Origin of the sequence: Paenibacillus sp. FSL E2-0178, from assembly GCF_038593005.1 — a bacterium.
GTDB lineage: Bacteria > Bacillota > Bacilli > Paenibacillales > Paenibacillaceae > Paenibacillus_AQ > Paenibacillus_AQ phytohabitans.
Map to the genome: position 1 here is coordinate 4,404,710 of NZ_CP151953.1, position 20,867 is coordinate 4,425,576.

Sequence of the window (20,867 nt, forward strand, 5' to 3'; positions counted from 1 at the left end):
GGAGTTCACCACTGCTCTGACATTCTAAAGGTTGCAGCCAGATTGTCCTCCCCGGCCAGGGAGCTGACCACCAGCGTGATTGGCTCCTGCTGCATATCGTAGAGCAGCTGCTGATTTACCAGATTCACGGCAACATTCTGGTACGCACCGGATATGCCGGAGCCGATTCCTTGAGTGATGACCCTTCCGCCAGTGACTGCAGTACATGTATAGTTCACTTGCAGCGCCGTTTCAGTTACAGGAATAGCTGTAGTCGGCGTAGGATAGTTCACAAAGGCTCCGTTTACGCTTCCGCCGGCGATCACTTTATAGCGGATGGGGGTAGAGGCCAGAATCTCCAGTCCATCCGCTTTGATCTCGGCAGTCACCGCTTCAGGAATGGTCACTGCGGCACTTCTCCGGAAGCTGATGGCTGCGAAATCGCTATCAGTAACGGTGATATTGTCACGGAATTCCGAAGTGATCCGGCTTACGGCAATTGGCAGCATAGGAACGGGAATCCACACCCCGCTGCTGTCAATCAGGAACACACGGACACGGACCTGCTCCTGAGAGTACACTACATTGAATTGGAAAAACGTCTGTGTCACATTATAGGTTTTGGTTACGACTTCCCTGTAATTCAACTCGAACAGCTCCTGGGCGAACAGCGTCGCCGGACTTACATCATTATTCAGCCCGGTTAAATAGACCACTCCTCTGGAGGTTCCATTGTTCACTACCTTTACGACAGCTTGACTGATAGGCCCTGCTCCCAAGGTAGGGTTCTTTGTTAACATGTTGGTTGTCAATACAGGCACAGCTCATCACCCTCCTATTAAAGCTATTTCATATATCATATGCCGAACAGATTGGAAGTTTCTGGTTTATTGACAGCGGGGGACACTCCACAGCCCTCAGACGCTTCCGTAACTGGGCGGAGTTGCCATTTTATATCCGCTGTGCTAAAATCAACTTAACTTTTTTAGAACGGAGGGCTCAGTGTGATAGACTATATCCGGATTCGTAACTTACGCGGCTAATTACAGCTTCATAGCGCGAAAGCTCTGCCTTGTGCAGAGGACTCAGGATAGGTCTATCCATTTTTAGAGGCAGCCCATAGCTTGAACTTATACGCGGGACAACAGGATAATTTATAGCGTGAAGTCTATAATATCCCTTGTATCTGAACGGAGAACCGAGGTTGCTCCGCCCGGCCCGCGCATGCCTTTAGGAATTGCATCCCCATAGAGAATATACTGAACCGCAGCCCATGCCTGGCTGGAATAGAGAACTATTCCTCCCTGACGCTGTCGGTTCTTGGCTTCATATTATCTACGGGAGTGCCATAGCTGTAGAACTGTTATTGGTGTAACGGCTCTACAGGACCCTATTCTGTTGATCCTCACAATCCTTTTAGCACAGGCAGACTGCCTGTGCTTTTTTATGTCCAAATTTAACAATGGAGGTTGAACTATATATGGAATCCGTACAACAAAAAGCAGTCATCGTCGGTGTACAGCTGCAGAATGACAATAACTTCGATTACGCCATGGAGGAGCTGCGCAATCTGGCAGCCGCCTGCGATATTGAGGTCGTGGCTGAGCTCAGCCAGAAGTCCAGCCGGGTGAACCCCTCGCATTATATCGGAACCGGCAAAATCCAGGAGCTGGCGCTGCTGATGGAGCAGCATGATGCGCCCATCGTTATCTTTAATGATGAGCTGTCGCCGTCCCAGATCCGTAATCTGGAATCAACGCTTGACCATGAGGTCATTGACCGGACGATTCTGATTCTGAACATCTTCGCGCAGCGGGCCAAAACCAAGGAAGCCCAGCTGCAGGTGGAAGTGGCACAGCTCCAGTATATGCTTCCCCGCCTGACGGGCTTGCGCGAATCTCTGGGCAGACAAGGCGGCGGAGGCGGAACCGGCCTGAAGAACAGAGGGGCCGGGGAGACGAAGCTGGAGCTGGACCGCAGAAGAATCGAGGAGCGTATCTCCGTCCTCCAGACAGAGCTGCAAGCACAGGTCTCAAGGCGCCAGATTCAGCGTAAGCAGCGCCACAAGAATGAGGTGCCTGTCGTTTGTCTCGTGGGCTACACCAACACCGGCAAGTCGAGCTTAATGAATACGCTGGTGGAGACCTATCATCCCGGCTCGCGCAAAGGGGTCTTCGCCAAGGATATGCTGTTCGCCACTCTCGAAACATCGGTGCGCAGTATCGATCTGCCCGATCACAAAACCTTCCTGCTCACAGATACCGTCGGGTTCGTCAGCCAGCTGCCCCATCATCTGGTCAAGGCCTTCCGCTCGACACTGGAAGAGGTCACGGAAGCGGATCTGCTGATCCATGTGGTCGACATTTCCGATCCGCAGCATGAGCAGCATATGGCTGTAACGGATGAGACCCTGAAGGCGCTGGGCGCTGACGGCATTCCCACCCTGTATGCCTACAACAAAGCCGATCTGACGGACCAGCCTTATCCGCAGGTCCAGGAGAATTCTGTAACGCTCTCTGCGCTGAAGAACCGCGGAATTACCGAGCTTACGGCGCTGATCCGCAGCCGGATCTTTACCGATTATATTCAGTGTGAGATTCTGGTCCCATTCGACCGGGGCAGCATTGTTTCTTACTTCAATGAGCATGCCGATGTGCAGTCCGTCAGCTATGAAGAGCAGGGCACACGTCTTAAGCTGGAGTGCCGGGCCGCCGATTATGAGCGGTTCAGAGGTGATTTTGTAGAGCTTTCGCAATAGAATCTTCTCTATGTAACAGGAGCAGGTCCCGGTAAGAGTACCGGGACCTGCTCCTGTTGTTGTATATGGAAGCACCGGAAGCAGTGAAGGCTTCCGGCAGTAAACTCCTTAAAGACCCGCGGACAGCCGATCTGTCCGCCTTATTTTGCCGGACCGGGGTTTAATTCAAGCAAGAACCCTCCATCCCTTCCGCTGCTGTTCACCCGCAGCCCCCTGCCGTCATCCGTCATCTCCAGGACCGGTTCAGCATATACCTCATCTTCCTCCTCCGGCTGCACCTCCAGTGAGAATACCAGCGCCGCCTGCTGTAAAGAGGTGAAATCAATGCTTCTGCTCGGGCCTGTATATAGAATCATATCGATATTTATGCTGTCTTCCGCGTTATGAATTTCCCACGCCCAGCTGCGCACCGCACCTGCATGCCCGCTGAACGCCGCGAACCAGGTCGTCAGGTTAAACGAAGTCCCCCCAATGATGATGCCCGCCCCTTCTTCCGTAGGCCCGGCGATAATCCCATCCAGGCATCCGCCAATCTCCAGCCGCAGCCGCAGATCTGCGACCTCAATGATGCCGCCGTTCCGGTCGAGATTCGGATGAGTATCGCCGCCGTCCGTAATGAAATCTACACCGAACAGCAAATGTCCTGCTTCCTGCAGCGATTTGAAGCGTGCTGAGCAGTAGTCATAGCCGTCATGCAGGCAGCGGAGCCGGATATAGGCCGGCTGGCCATGATTGTCCGCATAGACCACCAGCGGCCGTCTTTGATTCCACAGATCACTATGTGTGAAGGAACCGATACTAAACTGCGGGGTCATATAGGTGACCGCCCATTTGCCGCCGTCCATTTGCCCTTCCCCCTCCCTCTCCCCTTCCAAGAGCTGTCTTACTTCCTTCGTCTCAGGAATCATGAAGTCAGCCAGATAAGCAGGTGGGCAGTGGATGCCGCTCCTATACCATTCTTCCTCGTAGGGCAGCTCCTTCCAGGGGAAGAACTTCACCGCTCCTCCCGTCGCCATTTGCAGAAAAGCCTTGCTCTGCTCATTCAGCAGCGCCCCGTAACTGCGGGAATGCGGCCCGGACCACTGGGCCGTGGCCGGGTGATAATAGCCCGCGACGGTCTTCCAGGTCAGATCAAGCAGTTCTCCGGTCAGTGCTTTGACCGTGCTGTCCGTGGTCTCGGACTGAAGCTTCGACAGCTCCAGAATGGCAATGTAGGTATAGACCGGACTGTTGTATTCCTGAAAAGCCCCATGCTCCATGGTGTGGGCATACAGCTTCCGAAGCCGCTCCAGACCGTATGCCGCATAATCCTCGCGTCCTAATTGCTCGCCGGCAATTCTCGTAACAAAAGCTCCGATAATCGCAATATTGGTATAGTCCGGACCCACATTCCGCCTGATAATCGCCTCGCAGGCATAATCAATGGAATGAATCATGTCTTCTCGCAGGCCGTCCGGTAAGCGGTAGCCGTGGCGCGCGATCGCCTGAACCAGCCGGCTGCCGCAGAAATCAGCCCAGTTCCAGTCCGGAGGCGCCATCTGGTGCAGCGGCTCCTCATAGAACCAGGACCAGATCCCGAAGGTAGCATGGCTCCGGTCGGTATCCTGCAGGGAGATCACCTGCCGGATGATATCGAATGCCCGCTGTTCATAACGGGCCAGCTCCGTATCAAGCAGTCCGAGTGCATAGGAGAGTGAATCTCTGGTGGAATGGATGAACTCCGCCTGCTTCAGGGTCGTATGATAACCCGGGCTGCTGAACGGGGAACGCAGCATGCAGATGCCCGGATCATAACGGGACTCCAGTCCGGCCATTCTTTGAATCAGCAGCTGCAGATGGTTCATCTCTTTATTTACAGGCTCTGCGGTTTCCTTCACGGTCATCTTCCTCCCTTACCTTCAGAGTTCAGCGGAACCGTCTGCTGCGGGTGTTGCAGGTGCGGGTGATTCAGCGCCTCTGTCAACAGCTGCATCACCAGTCCCTGACCGTACAGCGCCGGATACCTCTCAATGGCGTTGTAAGCTTCTATTGAAGGCATTACCGGGGTGCCTCCCGAGACTCCCTGCACCTCACCGTCTTCACGGATAAGCGGCAGGATTCCTTCAAGCGCCTTCCCGGCATTCTCCAGAAAAGAGTCATCCAGCAGGCCGCCCTTAACCGCCTTGAGGAAACCGCAGGCGATACCGGCGCTGGCTGACGTCTCCTGGTAATAATCCGGCCTGTCGAGCACAGTATGCCAAAGTCCATTCTCTCCCTGAACCTGCCGCAGGGCGGAAGCGAGCGTACGGTAGCGGCTGCTGAGCTCTTCCGGAACGGCAACTACGCGACTGGTCTCTGCCACAATCCCGGGAACGGCCAGCGTAATCCATGCGTTGGCCCGGGCCCAGCGGGCAGCCGACATATGGCTGCCGTCCCGGCAGTTCCAGCCGTGGAACAGCAGCCCCGTTGCCGGGTCCTGCAGCAGGCGCAGATGCAGCAGGGTCTGCTGCAGGGCGGCCTCTGCAAGCCCGCGGTCGCCGGTCAGCCCGGCAAGCCGTGCCAGGAACAGCACGGCCATATACACCGTATCCGCCCACACCTGCTCCGGGAAGTCTACAGCCTCCGTCACGGTATGCTCCAGCGCTCCTTCCCGGGTTCGCGGCGCAGTCTCCAGCATCCAGGCAGCAATTTCCTGAGCCTTGCTCAGAAACCAGGTGTCCCCGGTCAGCCGGTACAGTCCAGGAAACAGCGCATATGGAGCCAGGGAGTTGATGACCCGAACCCCCTCTGCCTTACGCTTATTCCGGTTCACCCAGAGCAGCAGATAATCAATTACCTTGTCTGCGCCGGTGGCAGTTCCGTATTCCATCAAAGAGATTACACCAACGCCGGGCACCCAGTCCCAGTGATGAATATCCATCCCCCAATTGCCCTGATGCCGGACGGAAATCATATATTCGAAGATAAGATCCAGCTTCTCTTCTAACTCCTGTTTTGTACTCAAAACGTCCGAAGCCTCCTTGAACCGTGATAATCCCCCTCGAAATCTGCTTTGACCGGAGAGTTGCCCTGAAACGGAATTTCGCCAAACAGCGCTTTGACCGTAAGCTCTACCGTATCCTCATGCAGCGAATAAGCATTCACCAGCGTATCGAGGAATGGAATATCCTGCAGCAGATACGGCGACGCAAACGAAATGCCGACCGGCTTGATTGTCTCCGCATGCTGCATAGCCCAGATGGCCTTGGCCGCTTCGCCCACCGGACGGGCCGTATTCATCATGCCGTGCAGCGGCAGGAAAAAAGGGGCAAAAGCAGCGTCCCAGGCCACCCCGGACAACTCCCATTGCCGTAGTGTAGTCAGCGGTTCGAATTCATCGAGGATATCAACCTGCAGCCCTCTTGCCTTAAGCTGTTCAACGAAAAGATTCATCCGCTCGTATCTGCGCCCCTCCGTCACCTTGTTCAGCATGATCACCAGCACCCGGCGGACCGTCTGCGGATTCAGGGGCAGCTGGCCGGTCCGGTTGCGGACCAGCGTAATACAGCGCCCGGCAAGCGCCCGGCTTAATTGTCTAACCTGCCGGTTCAGCTCGGGCGGCAGCTTATCCTCCAGCAGCGGTAATGCCAGCCCGTCTTCTCCCGCAGCGCCGGTAAACTGCATTCCAAGCCGGGCCTTCATCTCCAGAATCCGCCGGACGCTGGCCTTCAGCCGTTCCCGGCTTACCCGCCCGTCCGCCACCGCCTGCTCCATCACCGCGAAGTATCTCACACCCGGCCAGAGCAGCACATCCGTGCCGCAATTGAAACAATCGATTATGCGCTTCTCATAATCTCCCCAGGCCAGGAACCCGCCCATATCCAGCGCATCCGACAGCACCACCCCATCGAAGCCCATTCGTTCCCGCAGCAGCTCCGTAGTGATGCGCTCCGATACGGTTGCAGGCACCGGCTTCACGGCAGCATCCCCGTCTTCGATCCAGGGAAGGGCAATATGGCCGGTCATATAGGACATCACGCCCTGATCGATGATTCTCTGAGCCACATGCCCATAAGTGGAGAACCATTCCTCTTCAGAAAAGCTGTTAATCGTAGTAATGATATGCTGATCCCTGTAATCCACCCCGTCTCCGGGAAAATGCTTAGCGCAAGCCGCGATGCCATAATCCTGCATCCCGCGCATGACGGCCGTAGACAGGCGTGCCGCCCGCCCGGCATCATCCCCGAGACAGCGGGTAGTAATGACAGGATTCATCCAGTTCAGCAGAAGATCAACCCCCGGTGCCAGCGCCCAGGTGAATCCGGCTGCCCGGCCTTCCATCGCTGTATATTTACCGTATTCATAAGCCAGTGCTTCATCGTCGGCTGCGGCAAGAGCAAGAAGGGGCGGGAAGGCTGTGAGGCTTTTGACTGCAGAGCCGGCCCCGAATTCCAGATCACCGGAGAACAGCAGCGGGAACTTGCTGATTCTCTGCAGCATCACGGTCCAATCCCGGTAATCCTCGGCTTTACCCTTAGCCTTCTGAATGACCTCTCCGCCAATAAAGAAGCTGCCCACCGGATATTGTGCCAGATACCCGCGAAGCGCGGCCTCATCGTCCCCCTTGAACGGCAGTCTGCCAGCATGATCCTGCATCGTCTGCCCGATGAGCTCCCGCAAGCTCATAGCCTCCAGCGTGCGCTCTACCCAGTCCTGCTCTTCCTTGCTTAGCGGCCTCTGCATAGTCCCGATTCCTCCCGGTAATTTCTATTCCAAGTGTAACGAAAAGCCGGACCGCTCTAAATAAAGCCAACTATAATATAAGTTCAAAATTCTATAATCCCCCCACAAAGCAGGGTCTTAGCTTCGGTGATTACGCCGACTTTCGGCCGGGACCCTTAAATAAATTCTTATACAAAAACAAATATACAAAAACAAAATCACCCTAACGGTGAATCATGCTGGAACTTATGCAGCTTATAGGGCTTGTGCGGCTTGTGCAGCTTATAAGTCCACCTCACATAGCTTCATTCAGACTACTTCCTGGGAGCCCCCGGTGTAATCTTGGCAGAAATGCTCCTCATTCCGTCCCGCTGCCTACTTTCAGCATATTCAGGGGCACTAATGCTCCTCATTTTCTCCTACCGCCTACTTTTAGCGTATTCAGGGGCACTAATGCTCCTCATTTACTCCTGCTGCCCACTTTTAGCGTATCCAGGGGCACGAGTGCCCCTCATTTACTCCTACTACCCACTTTTGGCGGATTCAGGGGCACTAGTGCCCCTCATTTACTCCTACTGCCCACTTTTGGCGGATTCAGGGGCACTAGTGCCCCTCATTTACTCCTACTGCCCACTTTTGGCGGATTCAGAGGGATTTTTCCCTTTAATTTCCCCATGCCGCTCACTTTCGGCGGATTCAGAGGGATTTATCCCTTTAATTTCCTCGTCCAGCCCACTTTCGGCGGATTCAAAGGGATTTTTCCCTTTAATTTCCCCATGTCGCCCACTTTTGGCGGATTCAGAGGGACTTATCCCTTTAATTTCCTCATGTCGCCTACTTTCGGCGGAACCAGAATGATTTATCCCTTTGGTTTTCTCATGCCGCCCACTTTGGGCGGATTCAGGAGCACTTTTGCTCCCCATTGCCTCCTGCCGCCCACTTCAGGCGGATTCAGAGAGACCCCTTACACAGGACACATTCGTCCTTCAGACGAATCTGCTCCAATTCCAAAGAAACCTATCCTCTACAGACGGATACGGATACCATCATTCCCCAGAAATAGAAACTCCCCGCGGCTTCACACTTCAAAGCACGCGGGGAGCATAAGTCTTCATTCGTGAGCCCAAGCCTGTGTATTCCGCCGTCAGGGCAGACTGATGAGCAGGGTCTCACTTAATTTGTTATTCTCCTTGTTCATCTCGGCATACCGCCAGATATCATTCACAAAGAAGCTGATGGTGAAGCTGCCAATGGTCGGCACTGTCCAGCGGGGCGTTCCCTGGGCGCTGCTGTTTGCTGTTAATGTGATCTCTTCACCCGGCTGGATCACGCTGGTGTTCGTGTCCGTCCAGGATACTACCCCGCCATTTACCGAAAAGGCGCCGCCGGTAATCTGTCCGAGTCCGGTTGATGTGTTCAGCGGTGTAGGGCGGACGCCGATGTTCTTCACTTTGGCCCAGAATATCAGCGAATCCCCCAGCTGCGGAGTGCTGTGCGCCGAAGGGCTGCCATCGCTGTTCACGATATTCCAGCCGATATCCGTCACCGTCAGATCCGGCCCCGGAGCCGGCAATACCGATTCATAGCTCTGGAACTCCAGTCCGCTGATCATGACTTTCCCCTCGGTGTCTGCAATTTCAATCCGGTGCAGCCCGTACTCCAGGCCCGTCAGCTCGTAGACGATTTTATGATCCCCCTCAAGTCCGGCCTGCGGAATCACTATCGTCTCCATATATTCGCCGTCGATATAGACGTCAGCACTGCCCAAATCGCTTTTGATATCCGATCTCCAGCGGACGCCGGTGCCGTTAAAGCTAAACCCTGCCAAAGCATCCGGTCCATAGGTCACATGGGAGACTCCATTCGGCGCGGTCTCGAACCCGGTATAGTCGATGTAAGCATGATTATGCGCAACCGGGTACCACGCGGAGACCGGAACATACAGCCCCTCTTCCAGCCTGAAATAATCGATATTCGCCCCGTTGCCCGCCGAGGTGAAGCTGATTGTGTTATAGCCCGCCTGGAGCGTGATCCCATACTGCCGCGCGGTTATATTGGCAGTCCAGCTTCCCGTAGAGGGCAGCGTAACCGTGGACTGTTTCACTCCGTTAACGAGGATATTTTTCTTCGATTCCTGATTGGAAGCGTATGCAATAGTTAAGGTGTAGCTGCCGCCGTTCGCGGAATTGAAGCCCTGAATGGCGAGTCCCCCACCATGTGTCTGCTCGACCACCTTCCCTCCCGAAGCGCTGCTGTTATTACTCACCTTCAGCGGTAGGGCAAACGAGGTGGCCTCCGCCTCGAATTTAGCCGAATCTCCCGTCACATGCGGCGTAACCGGCATGACCGGTGTGGTTGCGGATACGGCTGCAGTCAAAGGTGATACATTGCCGGAGTCATCCACAGCCTGCACCTTGTAGCTGTAGGTAGTCTGGGGCGCTACGGTATAGTCACTCCAGAAGGTAAGGCGTCCAGGAACATTAATTACCGGAGCCGTCCCGTTGTCACGGTACACGTTGTAGCTGACGACCGCATCATTATCTGTGGAGGCATTCCAGGTCAGCCTGATGTGCTCATGGCTTACGGCCAGTGCTGCCGGACTGGCCGGAGCGGATGGCAGCATACTCTCCTGCTCATCCAGAATATACTGGACGGTCTCTCCGGCACCCAGCGAAACCGTAAGGGTAATATACGGTGTTGCTGTCAGCTGAACCCGGGAGTAGGCCGCAGCATAGGTATCTCCTGCACCGAAGCGTTCCCCGGTATACGTTCCGCTGGACGGCATCGCAACCCGTACCTGCATCGTTACCGGCGATTTCTCAAAGTTGACGAAGTTGAGCAGAATTTTGTCGGACGAAGCACCTATGGCTGTGGCGCCCAGCGCCGAGGTATCGACCGCGCGGAAATAAGCCTTGAGCCCGGTTAATGCAGCCGCATTGAGAACTTCGTAGCTGAGCGGGCTTCCATGGGTCGCATAAGCGGCGGCCAGTCTGCGGAACGTCTTCAGCCGGGTCTCCCCGGATTCGTTGATATTGGCCGGCACCGCAGCTGTATCCTCATAGCGGTGCGTATTCCAGTTAATCGCCGAATCGAACAGCCCAAACTCCGTCCCGTCATTGAAGAAGGCGGCGTGCTGCATAATATGATCTACATAGCCGATATCCCCCCGCAGCTCCCGGTCAAAAGCTGAGGCAAACCTATATGCATACGTGCCATATTTCGTATTGTCGGAATGATTGTCATTGCTGCCGGTCTCACTCATCGCCATTTCTTTGCCGAAGCCTTCATCCGCTTCGCTATAGACACGCAAATTTTCATACAGGCTTCCGCCCGGCAATGGCTGAACCCCGGTACCGCCATAGCTGTGGCCGTTGGTCACATCCGACAGCGCTTCAATCGCCTCCCGCTGGCTGGCATCCCGCTCCCAGCCGTCAGGCGTTCCGTTATACGGCCAGTATGCCCAGCCGGGGGCAACAATCTTCAGGTACGGCTGGCTATTGGTCTGCCTTTCCTCATCCATCAGCTCATGAAGCGCAAGCACCGCCTTCTGTGCCCAGCCGAATAATCCCGGCTCATTGCCCGTTTCCGCATACTGGTACAGATCACCGAATTTGCTGACGAACCCGGCATAGTAGCTCCGCAGCGCTGAGCTGATGGTTCCGGCGGCCAGCTCGGTATTGCTCTTCCAGTTGCCGCCGATGATATTGGCCATCGGCTCCAGATTAAGGTCGCGCAGCGTCTCCAGATAAGTCCGCCCCAGCGGGTCCCAGCCTGCGCTGGTATCGGACCAGAAGGAGGTGCGCATCCAGTTGCCGCTGTAAGCAATGCCCAGCCACTTGGTCATTGGCGCCAGATGACGGATTGCATTCTCGTCATACCTGAAGGTGGATGCGGCAATTGTGCTTCCCAGATGAATATACCGCCCGTGTATGGGCTCGGCGGCCTGCTCCTCCAGCGCATCCAGCCTGAAATAATCCCACTCAAACCACAGATACCTGTCCCCGTCATAACCGGGAGACTGCGGATCTGCGTATAAACCCCGGTCAACGGTGAGCTTAAGCTCATTCTGTCCTATCTTCAGCTGTTCTTTGGGAATGTAGAGCTTATAGGTCTGCTTCCATGTGCGCGTAAGCGGGGTCTCTCCATCATTCAGGCCGGTAATCTGAATAAGCCCGCTGAAGCTGCCGTTTGCGAATACGGCCAGCTGCGGAATAGCGGTGCTTGCATCTATAACTTTGAAGCTGAACTCCACGCCGTAGAGAGGGACTCCGGTTAAATTAAAGGTGAGATTCATGGTACCGTTGTGGTCTGCTTTCATGCCCTTGGAGAGGGTATTCCAGCTCATGGGATTTGCGGGGAGGGTAATATTCTCACTGTACACATCTTGAAATACCGTAAATTCTGCCGAGCTGTTATCCTGCTCCCCTACCTGCCAGAGCAGCGTAGACGGCTCATAGGTATCCTCTGTGACCGTCCTGCCATAGGAAGAATCAGCGGTAGTTAGCGGCAGCACCGCAGGTGACTTCATCATTTCTTGCACAGCAGTCAGTCCCGCTGGCGGTCCGGCGGACAGAATTCGCCCGCCAGGCACCAGAACGGACATCAGCACCAGAACAGTAATGAGCAACTTGCCTGTTATCTTCTGTTTTCGCACATTAACACCCTCTTCTTGAGAATAAGATAAGGGCTCCCCAAATGCTGGTTCAGCGATTGAGAATACCCGGTATCCGGCAAGCGGCCGCTGGGACTGCCTGCTATGAATACCGGGCGTGCTATGGCCTCAGCTGCTTATTTGGCGGCCAGGAAAGCATCCAGTTGCGTTTGAATTTCTGTAATCACAGCATCCAGGCCTGCGGCCTTCAGCTTGCTGTTCATTTCCTTCAGGACCGGCTCAGGGTCCTTTTCCCCGGAGTACAGGGTGTTCTTATATTGCTTCGTAATATTGATCAGTGCGCCGATCTGCGACTGCACCTTGGTCGAATCGAAGACAAAGCCGATGACCGGCGAAACGGCAGAGTTCTTGTTCCAGTCGGTGTACAGCTGTACGCGGTTCGGATCTTCGTCCTTGTTCAGGTAGTTCAGCAGCACATTGCCGATCATCCAGGAAGACACAGAGTTGTAGCCGCTGTCCGGGATGAACTCCACCGTGCTGTTCTCCAGCTTCTTGTAATGCTTGCCCTCAATGCCGAAGGTCAGCAGGTTGTAGAGCACCGGATCGGTATGGATCAGGTTCATGAACATCATGGCCCGTTCAGGGTTTTTGGAGGTTCTGGAGATGGCGAGCATGGAGCCCTGCAGACTCTTGGTGCTGACGCCAACCGGCAGCAGCGTCTTGATAATCATCGGCTTCTCGGCGAGCCGGGTCCAGTCATTGGTGGAGGTCGGATTCATATTGCCGTAGACGAACCAGGCCTTGCCGCTTTTGACCGCATCCTTCAGCTCGGTCTTGTCTGTGGCACCATTCTTGTTAATATAGCCCGCTTCATACCAGCTGCGGATCAGCTTCAGCCGTTCCACAATTTCCGGCGTATCATATTCGTTAAATACCTTCATCGTCTTGTAATCGAGCAGCGTCGGGATTTCATTGCTGCCGTCGAGGTCCTCACTTTCCGGATAAGCTGTGAACCAGTTCAGACTGTCGGTATGGTTCATGAACAGCGGGGAAAGGGCGGGTTCTTTCTCCTTAATCGTCTTCAGCATCGGTTCAATATCCTCCAGCTTCTTGATGCTGTTCACATCGAAGCCGTATTTATCGACAATCGCTTTGTCAAAAGCAAACCCGACAGACTGGCCCAGCTCTTTCTCTGTGGGAATCGCATACAAATGTCCGTTAACAGTAGCCGCCTGCAGATAAGCAGGATTGATCTGTGCCTTCGTTTCCTTGGCATAGGTCTCGATCAGCTCTTCCAGCGGCAGATACGCTCCCTTGGCGGCATTGGTCATGAAGTTCCAGGTATAGACCATGTCGAACACTTCGCCGGACTGGATCATCAGGTTGACCTTATCGGCCGGTTTATCCCAGCTCAGCTGGTTAATCTTGATCGTGGCATTTATTTTATCCTTCAGATACGCATTGATCTCCTGCTCTACAGAAGCCACATCCTTATCCGGCCCGCCGGGCAGATACAGCGACAGCTCCACCGGTTCCAGAGCATCCGGCGCTTCCGTCCCGGCAGCTTCAGTTGCAGTAGCTTCCTTAGTGGCTGCCGGAGCCGCGGTACTCTCCCCTGCCTTCTCCGTAGGAGCAGAGGTATTGTTGTTATTTCCGGAGCATCCGGCTAGGGTAAACCCAACCATAAGTACAAGCGACAGCAGTAGACCCGTGACTTTTTTACCTGCCATACTTTGTTTCCTCCCCTTGATTGAACAATATATGCTAATCGGTTGATTCCGAGGTTAGCCTTTAATCGAGCCAAGCGTCAAGCCTTTGATGAAATACCGCTGGAAGAACGGATAGGCGAGCACGATCGGTCCAATGCCAATCAGCGCCATCGCCATGCGGATCGTTTCCCCCGGTAATTTGGCCAGCTCGGTGGCCGAGCCCTGAATGAGCGCCCCGTTGCGGCTCAGGTAATCCGCCTGGGAGATCATTTTGTACATCAGATATTGCAGGGAATAGAGGTCTGTATCGGTGATGAAGATCATGCTGTTGAACCAGTCGTTCCAGTAATGCAGCGTATTGAACAGCCCAATCGTGGCGAATACCGGCAGGGACAGCGGAAAAACAATCTGGAAGAACGTCCGCAGCTCCCCGGCCCCGTCGATTGTAGAGGCTTCGATCAGCGCAGGCGGCACACTCATCTGGAAATACGTTTTCATGATCAGCACATTGAACGGTGACAGCAGCATCGGCACGATGAGCGCCCAGATGGAGTTCTTGAGGTCCAGCACTTGCGTATAGACCATATACCAGGGCACCAGCCCGCCGCCGAACAGCATGGTGAAGAAGATCAGGAAGGCGAAAAAGCCGCGGTATCTGAAATCGGTCCGTGAGATCGGATAAGCATACAGTGAAGAGATGAACACACTGACCAGCGTTCCGGTGAGGGTGACGAAGAAGGACACGCCGTACGCTTTTAACACAACGCTGTAATCCTTGAAGATATACGCATAGGCTTCCAGGCTGAGCTTCTCCGGGATAAATTGATAGCCGTTCAGCACGATGTAATCATAGTCGGTAATGGAAATCATGAAGACGAGTACAATCGGCAGCAGGCAGGTAATGGACAGGATGATAAAAATAACATGGAGAATGATGTTGGTAAATCTGGATATTTCGTTATTAGCCACGGATTTCCACTCCTTTTTAGAATACCGCCTGATCCTTGTCGACCTTGCGCACGATCCAGTTCGAGCCGAGGACCAGGAAGAAGCCGACCACCGATTGATACAATCCCGCTGCTGCGGACATGCCCAGGTTCCCCATATTGATCAGCGCGTTATAGACGTAGGTGTCGATGACCAGCGTTGTCGGGTACAGTGCTCCGGAATTGAGCGTGGTCTGGTAGAACAGCCCGAAGTCGGAGCGGAAAATCCCGCCGATGGCCAGAATCGTTGTGATGATAATGACCGGACGGATCAGCGGAATCGTGATATGCAGGATCTGCTTCCACTTGCTGGCACCGTCGATCAGGGCGGCTTCATAGTATTCGTTGTCAATGCCGATGATGGCCGCCAGATAGATGACACAGCCATAGCCCACCCCTTTCCAGAGGTTGATCAGCGGCAGAATGAACGGCCAATATTTCGGCTCGGAATACCAGTTCAGCTCATCCAGCCCAAACAGGGCGAAGATCCCTTTATTAATGAAACCGTATTCAACATTCAGAAAGGCGAATACCAGATAACTCACCACAACCATCGACAGGAAGTACGGGAAGAACATGATGCTCTGATAAAATTTGGCGGCCAGTTTATTCTTCAGCTCATTCAGGGCAATCGCGATGGACACGGCAATCGCCAGGTTGAGAATAATAAACACAAAGTTGTAGAGCACCGTATTGCGGGTAATGATCCAGGCATCCGAGGTTGCGAACAGGAATCTGAAGTTATCCAGCCCCACCCACGGACTGCCGAGAATGCCGTCGACATAGTTAATATTCTTGAAGGCAATAATGATCCCGAACATCGGCAGATAATTATTGACCAGCAAAAAAAGCACACCCGGCAGCAGCATCAGCAGCAGAACTTTGTGCTTCAGCAGATGTCTCAGCATGGCCCCACGCTTCGTGCTCCTGTATACCGGCAGGCTGTCTTCTGCACCGGATACACTTTTCTTCTCTTGAGTAATCATTCATTCCGCCTCCTGATTCCTTCAGCAGTCTCTCTCTTCCATGACTTAAGTGTAGCCGGAGAACGGCTGATGCTAAATAAGGCCATCTATAATAAAAGTTCAAAATCCTACGGAGTTTAGGATTGTGGATTTGTAGTCATACCAAAAAGGGCGCTCCACAATGATAGCTGTGTGCGCCCTTTTGTATTTTAGAGGAAACCTGTAACTTCGTACAAATTCATTGTATTACGTCAGTCTGTGCACAGACCACACAACGCCCGAGGAGGAACCGCCAAGATCCAGCGGAAGCGTTAATCCATCTGCTGCGTAGAACAGGCCGATTACATCGCCTGCCGTCAGTTCAAACTCACCCGTTAATGTTACCGTACCGTTCCCTAATATCGTCCGGAGTGACAACAGCAGTGCGATGTTAACATTCAGCAGAGGGAAGAGCCCGGTTACCAGATCTGTTACCGTAGGGGACGTTCTCCGCACTACAAAAGCCGGGTTCACTCCTGCACCCAACGCAACTGAAATCGCAGCCGTAGTACTGTAGTTAATAGTCGCCTCAAACGAATATCTGCCTGTGGCCGGGATGGTGTAGTTGCCCGTTGTTTCGTTAAAAGTCGCGCTGTCGTAATAAGGCGTCGTCACCGTCCACCCTGTAAGCTGTGTGCTGGCTGCCGCCGAGAACGAAGGCAGGAATGCCGAGAAGCCTTCCGTTGAGATATTGGGGCCTGTCGCACCGGTGGTTCCGGTTATGCCCGTGGTTCCGGTGACTCCGGTCACGCCGGTTGCACCCGTTATGCCTATTGCTCCCGTAAGCCCAGTTACCCCAGTCGCTCCGGTTACGCCCACTCCCGTTGCTCCTGTAACCCCGGTTGCACCTGTCACGCCTGCGTCTCCTGTTGCTCCCGTTACTCCAGTCGCTCCGGTCACGCCAGCTCCCGTCGCACCCGTAACCCCGGTTGCACCTGTCACGCCTGCGTCTCCTGTTGCTCCCGTTACTCCAGTCGCTCCGGTTACGCCCACTCCCGTAGCTCCTGTAACCCCGGTCGCACCTGTCACGCCTGCGTCTCCTGTTGCTCCCGTTACTCCAGTCGCTCCGGTCACGCCAGCTCCCGTAGCTCCCGTAGCTCCTGTAACCCCGGTTGCACCCGTCACGCCTACGTCTCCCGTTGCTCCCGTTACTCCAGTCGCTCCAACTCCCGTAGCTCCCGTAGCTCCTGTAACCCCGGTTGCACCTGTCACGCCTGCGTCTCCTGTTGCTCCCGTTACCCCAGTCGCTCCAACTCCCGTAGCTCCTGTAACCCCGGTTGCACCTGTCACGCCTGCGTCTCCTGTTGCTCCCGTTACTCCAGTCGCTCCAGTCACTCCCACTCCCGTAGCTCCTGTAACCCCGGTTGCACCTGTCACGCCTGCGTCTCCTGTTGCTCCCGTCACACCAGTGGCTCCGGTTACTCCTGCTCCCGTCGCACCGGTAACCCCAGACGCACCAGTTGCTCCAGTTGCTCCAGTCACTCCCGCTTCGCCCGTCGCTCCAGTAACTCCAGCTTCGCCTGTCGCTCCAGTCACTCCAGCTTCGCCCGTCGCTCCAGTCACGCCCGCTTCGCCCGTCGCTCCAGTCACGCCTGCTTCGCCCGTCGCCCCGGTCACGCCCGCTTCGCCCGTCGCTCCCGTAACTCCCGCTTCGCCCGTCGCACCAGTCACGCCTGCTTCGCCCGTCGCTCCAGTCACGCCTGCTTCGCCCGTTGCTCCAGTCACCCCAGCTTCGCCCGTCGCCCCAGTCACGCCCGCTTCGCCCGTCGCACCAGTAACTCCAGCTTCGCCCGTTGCTCCCGTAACTCCAGCTTCGCCCGTCGCTCCAGTCACGCCCGCTTCGCCTGTCGCTCCAGTCACGCCCGCTTCGCCCGTCGCACCAGTCACGCCTGCTTCGCCCGTCGCCCCAGTCACGCCCGCTTCGCCTGTCGCTCCAGTCACGCCTGCTTCGCCCGTCTCCCCAGTCACGCCTGCTTCGCCCGTCGCCCCAGTCACGCCTGCTTCGCCCGTTGCACCAGTCACGCCCGCTTCGCCTGTCGCCCCAGTTACGCCAGCTTCGCCCGTCGCCCCAGTCACGCCCGCTTCGCCCGTCGCTCCCGTAACTCCCGCTTCGCCCGTCGCTCCAGTCACTCCCGCTTCGCCCGTCGCTCCAGTAACTCCAGCTTCGCCCGTCGCTCCAGTAACTCCAGCTTCGCCCGTCGCACCAGTCACGCCCGCTTCGCCTGTCGCTCCAGTTACGCCCGCTTCGCCTGTCGCTCCGGTCACGCCCGCTTCGCCCGTCGCTCCAGTCACGCCCGCTTCGCCCGTTGCTCCCGTAACTCCAGCTTCGCCCGTCGCTCCAGTAACTCCAGCTTCGCCCGTCGCTCCAGTCACGCCCGCTTCGCCCGTTGCCCCAGTTACGCCCGCTTCGCCCGTCGCTCCAGTCACGCCTGCTTCGCCCGTCGCTCCAGTCACTCCAGCTTCGCCCGTCGCTCCAGTCACGCCTGCTTCGCCCGTCGCCCCGGTCACTCCCGCTTCGCCCGTCGCTCCAGTAACTCCAGCTTCGCCCGTCGCCCCCGTCACGCCCGCTTCGCCCGTCGCTCCAGTCACTCCTGCTTCGCCCGTAGCTCCAGTCACGCCCGCTTCGCCCGTCGCTCCCGTAACTCCAGCTTCGCCTGTCGCTCCAGTCACGCCCGCTTCGCCTGTCGCACCAGTTACGCCCGCTTCGCCCGTCGCCCCGGTCACCCCAGCTTCGCCAGTCGCTCCAGTCACGCCTGCTTCGCCCGTCGCTCCCGTCGCACCCGTAACACCGCTCGCTCCAGTTACCCCGGTTGCTCCCGTTACACCAGTGGCTCCCGTTACACCAATAGCTCCGGTTACTCCTGCTCCCGGCGCCCCAGTTACCCCGGTTGCACCTGTTACGCCTGTTGCGCCTGCGTCGCCTGTCGCCCCGGTCGCTCCGGTAATCCCCGTGGTTTCCCCAAGCAGCTCAGCAGATACCAGCCGGTGGGCTGTTACCAGCTGTCCGGTGCTGCTCTTGCCCCACAGTGAAATCTGGATAGGGTCATCCGTCATATCCGGGGTGACAAACAGAAATTCAAAAGCATCCAGATCCGCATAATAAGTGTTTGTTATCACTTCGTTTGCAGCCACATTCAGCGACTCGCTGACATACAGGTTCCTTATTCCCCCGAGCATGTAATAACCTTGTACTAATACCATCGAAGCTGAAGTGCTGCTGCGGTTATCGATTCTGACCGTAACCTGAGTGGTCGGTCTCACACCTCCAACCATATTATTCTCCAGCGGTCCCGTTGATAAGAAGCTCATTTCCCAGTCTCCTTTATTTGCCGATTTAATTGTCCCATACTCTACTTCCTACTCTGCTGAATCTATCTTTTCCCTTATAGAAGCTAGTACTGAAACTAGCAGTACAAAGATTGATTTATATAGTATTATTCCGGCACTCCCCATACGGTGTGGACGTTAACGCTCCAATCCGGTACACATCCAGCACAAAAGAATGAGCAGACAAAAAGGGACTTTCCCGAAGCCGCTACGGCCCGGATAAGTCCCTAATCCACACTGGCTATTCTATTCCTGTCCCTTACTCAGCCGGCTCTCCAGGCTCTCTGCCTTTAGGGGATTATGCGGATCAAAGTCAGGATAGATATACTCCTCGCGCTGAAAAGAGTACCCCGTATCCGCAATGTCGAGCATCTGATTCAGCCGCTCCGTTTCGCTGCGCAGCCCCTCGTCAAGCGGCTTCTCTCCCGAGAGAATCTGCAGATACAGCTGCATCCTCGGACGGTCCCCGGAGTCCCGCGGTTCCATAGATACCGAGCTCGGATCATATTGATCCATAATCTGCGGCGAGAGCGGATATATAGACTCAGCGGCAGCCGGAACAAATTCCTTGAAGTGCCCCAGCCCCGGTGCAAGACCCGGAACATCGAGAATACCGTCCACCACCGGCAGGGCCAGCGCCTGCTGGAACAGAATGGTCAGGAATTCCCCGGACTGCAGGAATTTCCACACTTTAACCGCCGCCTCCCGGCTTGGAGCTGAACTATTCACTACCAGCGGAGAGTGCGGAATCATCATGAGCGCTCCGCCGCCCTGCTTGGAGGAGTCCGCCACAGGAGGCATTGCAACTCCCCAATCGTCCTTCGGCATATATTCCTGCAGCTTTACATAATCTTTGCTGGTGGCGTACATCATGCCGATATTGCCGTCCGCGAACTGCCGCAGGGCGCTGTCACGCTTAAGCAGTGCCTCGCCCGGATACAGACTCCCCTCACGCTTCATGTCCAGCACCATTTGCAGCCACAATCTGTATACACTCAGCTCATAACGCCCGGTCTGGTAATTATAAAGATAGTAACCGCTGGAGGTATTGGAGATTTCAAGACCGGTCTGCAGGCTATCCTGGCTGTCTCCGGCGGGAAGCGCGAAGCCATATTTATTCACGCCCTCTCCTGCCTGGCTGATCCGGGCGGCAGCCTCTTTCACCGCTCCGAAGGTAAGCGGCGGGTGCTCCGGGTCAAGTCCGGCATCGCGGAACAGCTGCTTGTTATAGAGGAGACGCACAGTATCAACACTGGAGGGCATGAAGTAGATCCCCCCTCTGAACAAAGAGCTGTGTGCATAGTTCCTTGCCCATGCCGGGAATCTGCTTAAATCAGCAGTTTTCAACTCTGCGGACAGATTAGCCAAATACCCCTTGTTCACATAGGTAGCCAGCCAGGTATTATCAACACTGAACACATCCGGACCCTGTCCCGAGGTCATCAGCATATTTAAGGTGTCATCGTAGACATCTGCAGCGATATCCATAACGTTAATCTCGATATGATCAGGATTGGTTTTGTTATATTGACTGATGGCATTCTTCACTTCCAGGTTCTCCGTCCAGTCATACAGGGCAATCTTTACCCGGATGGGCTGCACCGGCGCCTCCGTAGGACCCGGACTGAAGTCCACCAGCAGCGGACGGTCATAAGCAATGGCATACGCTGCAGTCCCGCATAATAATAAGGCAAGGATATAGAACAGGAACCGTTTCATCTTGCACCTCCTGCGTTGACATCAAGACTTATTGCGTTTTACAATGTATACCAACTATTGATTGGTATTTTCCAACAATACCCGATAAATGGC

12 protein-coding genes are annotated in these 20,867 nt (G+C 55.3%); 1 reads left to right on the top strand and 11 read right to left on the bottom strand.

From position 1 onward, the window contains the following. Positions 1 to 5: 5 nt before the first annotated feature. On the bottom strand, positions 6 to 800 hold the full coding sequence (locus MHI42_RS19045) for a hypothetical protein (RefSeq protein ID WP_171720402.1): 795 nt from the start codon (positions 798 to 800) through the stop codon (positions 6 to 8). Between the two features lie 659 nt (positions 801 to 1,459). On the opposite strand from MHI42_RS19045, the gene hflX reads away from it, so the two are divergent. Continuing rightward, positions 1,460 to 2,737 (top strand): GTPase HflX, encoded by a 1,278-nt coding sequence (gene hflX, locus MHI42_RS19050; protein ID WP_342420364.1) that lies wholly within the window; start codon positions 1,460 to 1,462, stop codon positions 2,735 to 2,737. Between the two features lie 140 nt (positions 2,738 to 2,877). Here the strand turns inward: hflX and MHI42_RS19055 are convergent, their stop codons facing one another. From MHI42_RS19055 to MHI42_RS19100, 10 genes are all read right to left on the bottom strand, one after another. Continuing rightward, positions 2,878 to 4,614 (bottom strand): hypothetical protein, encoded by a 1,737-nt coding sequence (locus MHI42_RS19055; RefSeq protein WP_342420365.1) that lies wholly within the window; start codon positions 4,612 to 4,614, stop codon positions 2,878 to 2,880. A 2-nt stretch (positions 4,615 to 4,616) separates the two neighbouring features. Next, the gene (locus tag MHI42_RS19060) at positions 4,617 to 5,720 is read right to left on the bottom strand and encodes a glycoside hydrolase family 88 protein (protein WP_342420366.1); all 1,104 of its coding nucleotides are present in this window, start codon (positions 5,718 to 5,720) and stop codon (positions 4,617 to 4,619) included. Further along, positions 5,717 to 7,438: a glycoside hydrolase family 3 N-terminal domain-containing protein gene (locus MHI42_RS19065; RefSeq protein ID WP_342420367.1), complete on the bottom strand. Its 1,722-nt coding sequence runs from the start codon at positions 7,436 to 7,438 to the stop codon at positions 5,717 to 5,719. The genes MHI42_RS19060 and MHI42_RS19065 overlap by 4 nt, the downstream gene beginning before the upstream one ends. A gap of 602 nt (positions 7,439 to 8,040) precedes the next feature. Next, positions 8,041 to 8,340, bottom strand: a complete 300-nt coding sequence (locus tag MHI42_RS19070; protein ID WP_342420368.1) for a hypothetical protein — start codon at positions 8,338 to 8,340, stop codon at positions 8,041 to 8,043. Between the two features lie 221 nt (positions 8,341 to 8,561). Next, positions 8,562 to 12,071, bottom strand: a complete 3,510-nt coding sequence (locus MHI42_RS19075; protein ID WP_342420369.1) for a carbohydrate-binding domain-containing protein — start codon at positions 12,069 to 12,071, stop codon at positions 8,562 to 8,564. A 134-nt stretch (positions 12,072 to 12,205) separates the two neighbouring features. Next, on the bottom strand, positions 12,206 to 13,759 hold the full coding sequence (locus MHI42_RS19080; RefSeq protein ID WP_342420370.1) for an ABC transporter substrate-binding protein: 1,554 nt from the start codon (positions 13,757 to 13,759) through the stop codon (positions 12,206 to 12,208). A gap of 54 nt (positions 13,760 to 13,813) precedes the next feature. After that, positions 13,814 to 14,707 carry a carbohydrate ABC transporter permease gene (locus MHI42_RS19085; RefSeq protein WP_342420371.1) on the bottom strand — a complete coding sequence of 298 codons (894 nt, stop codon included), beginning with the start codon at positions 14,705 to 14,707 and terminating at the stop codon, positions 13,814 to 13,816. A gap of 16 nt (positions 14,708 to 14,723) precedes the next feature. Further along, positions 14,724 to 15,632, bottom strand: coding sequence for an ABC transporter permease subunit (locus tag MHI42_RS19090; RefSeq protein ID WP_342424766.1), 909 nt, complete (start codon positions 15,630 to 15,632; stop codon positions 14,724 to 14,726). A gap of 303 nt (positions 15,633 to 15,935) precedes the next feature. Continuing rightward, a complete protein-coding gene (locus tag MHI42_RS19095) occupies positions 15,936 to 19,037 on the bottom strand; it encodes a collagen-like protein (protein WP_342420372.1) in 3,102 nt (1,033 codons plus the stop codon). A gap of 264 nt (positions 19,038 to 19,301) precedes the next feature. After that, a complete protein-coding gene (locus MHI42_RS19100) occupies positions 19,302 to 20,774 on the bottom strand; it encodes an extracellular solute-binding protein (RefSeq protein WP_342420373.1) in 1,473 nt (490 codons plus the stop codon). Between the last annotated feature and the right edge of the window lie 93 nt (positions 20,775 to 20,867).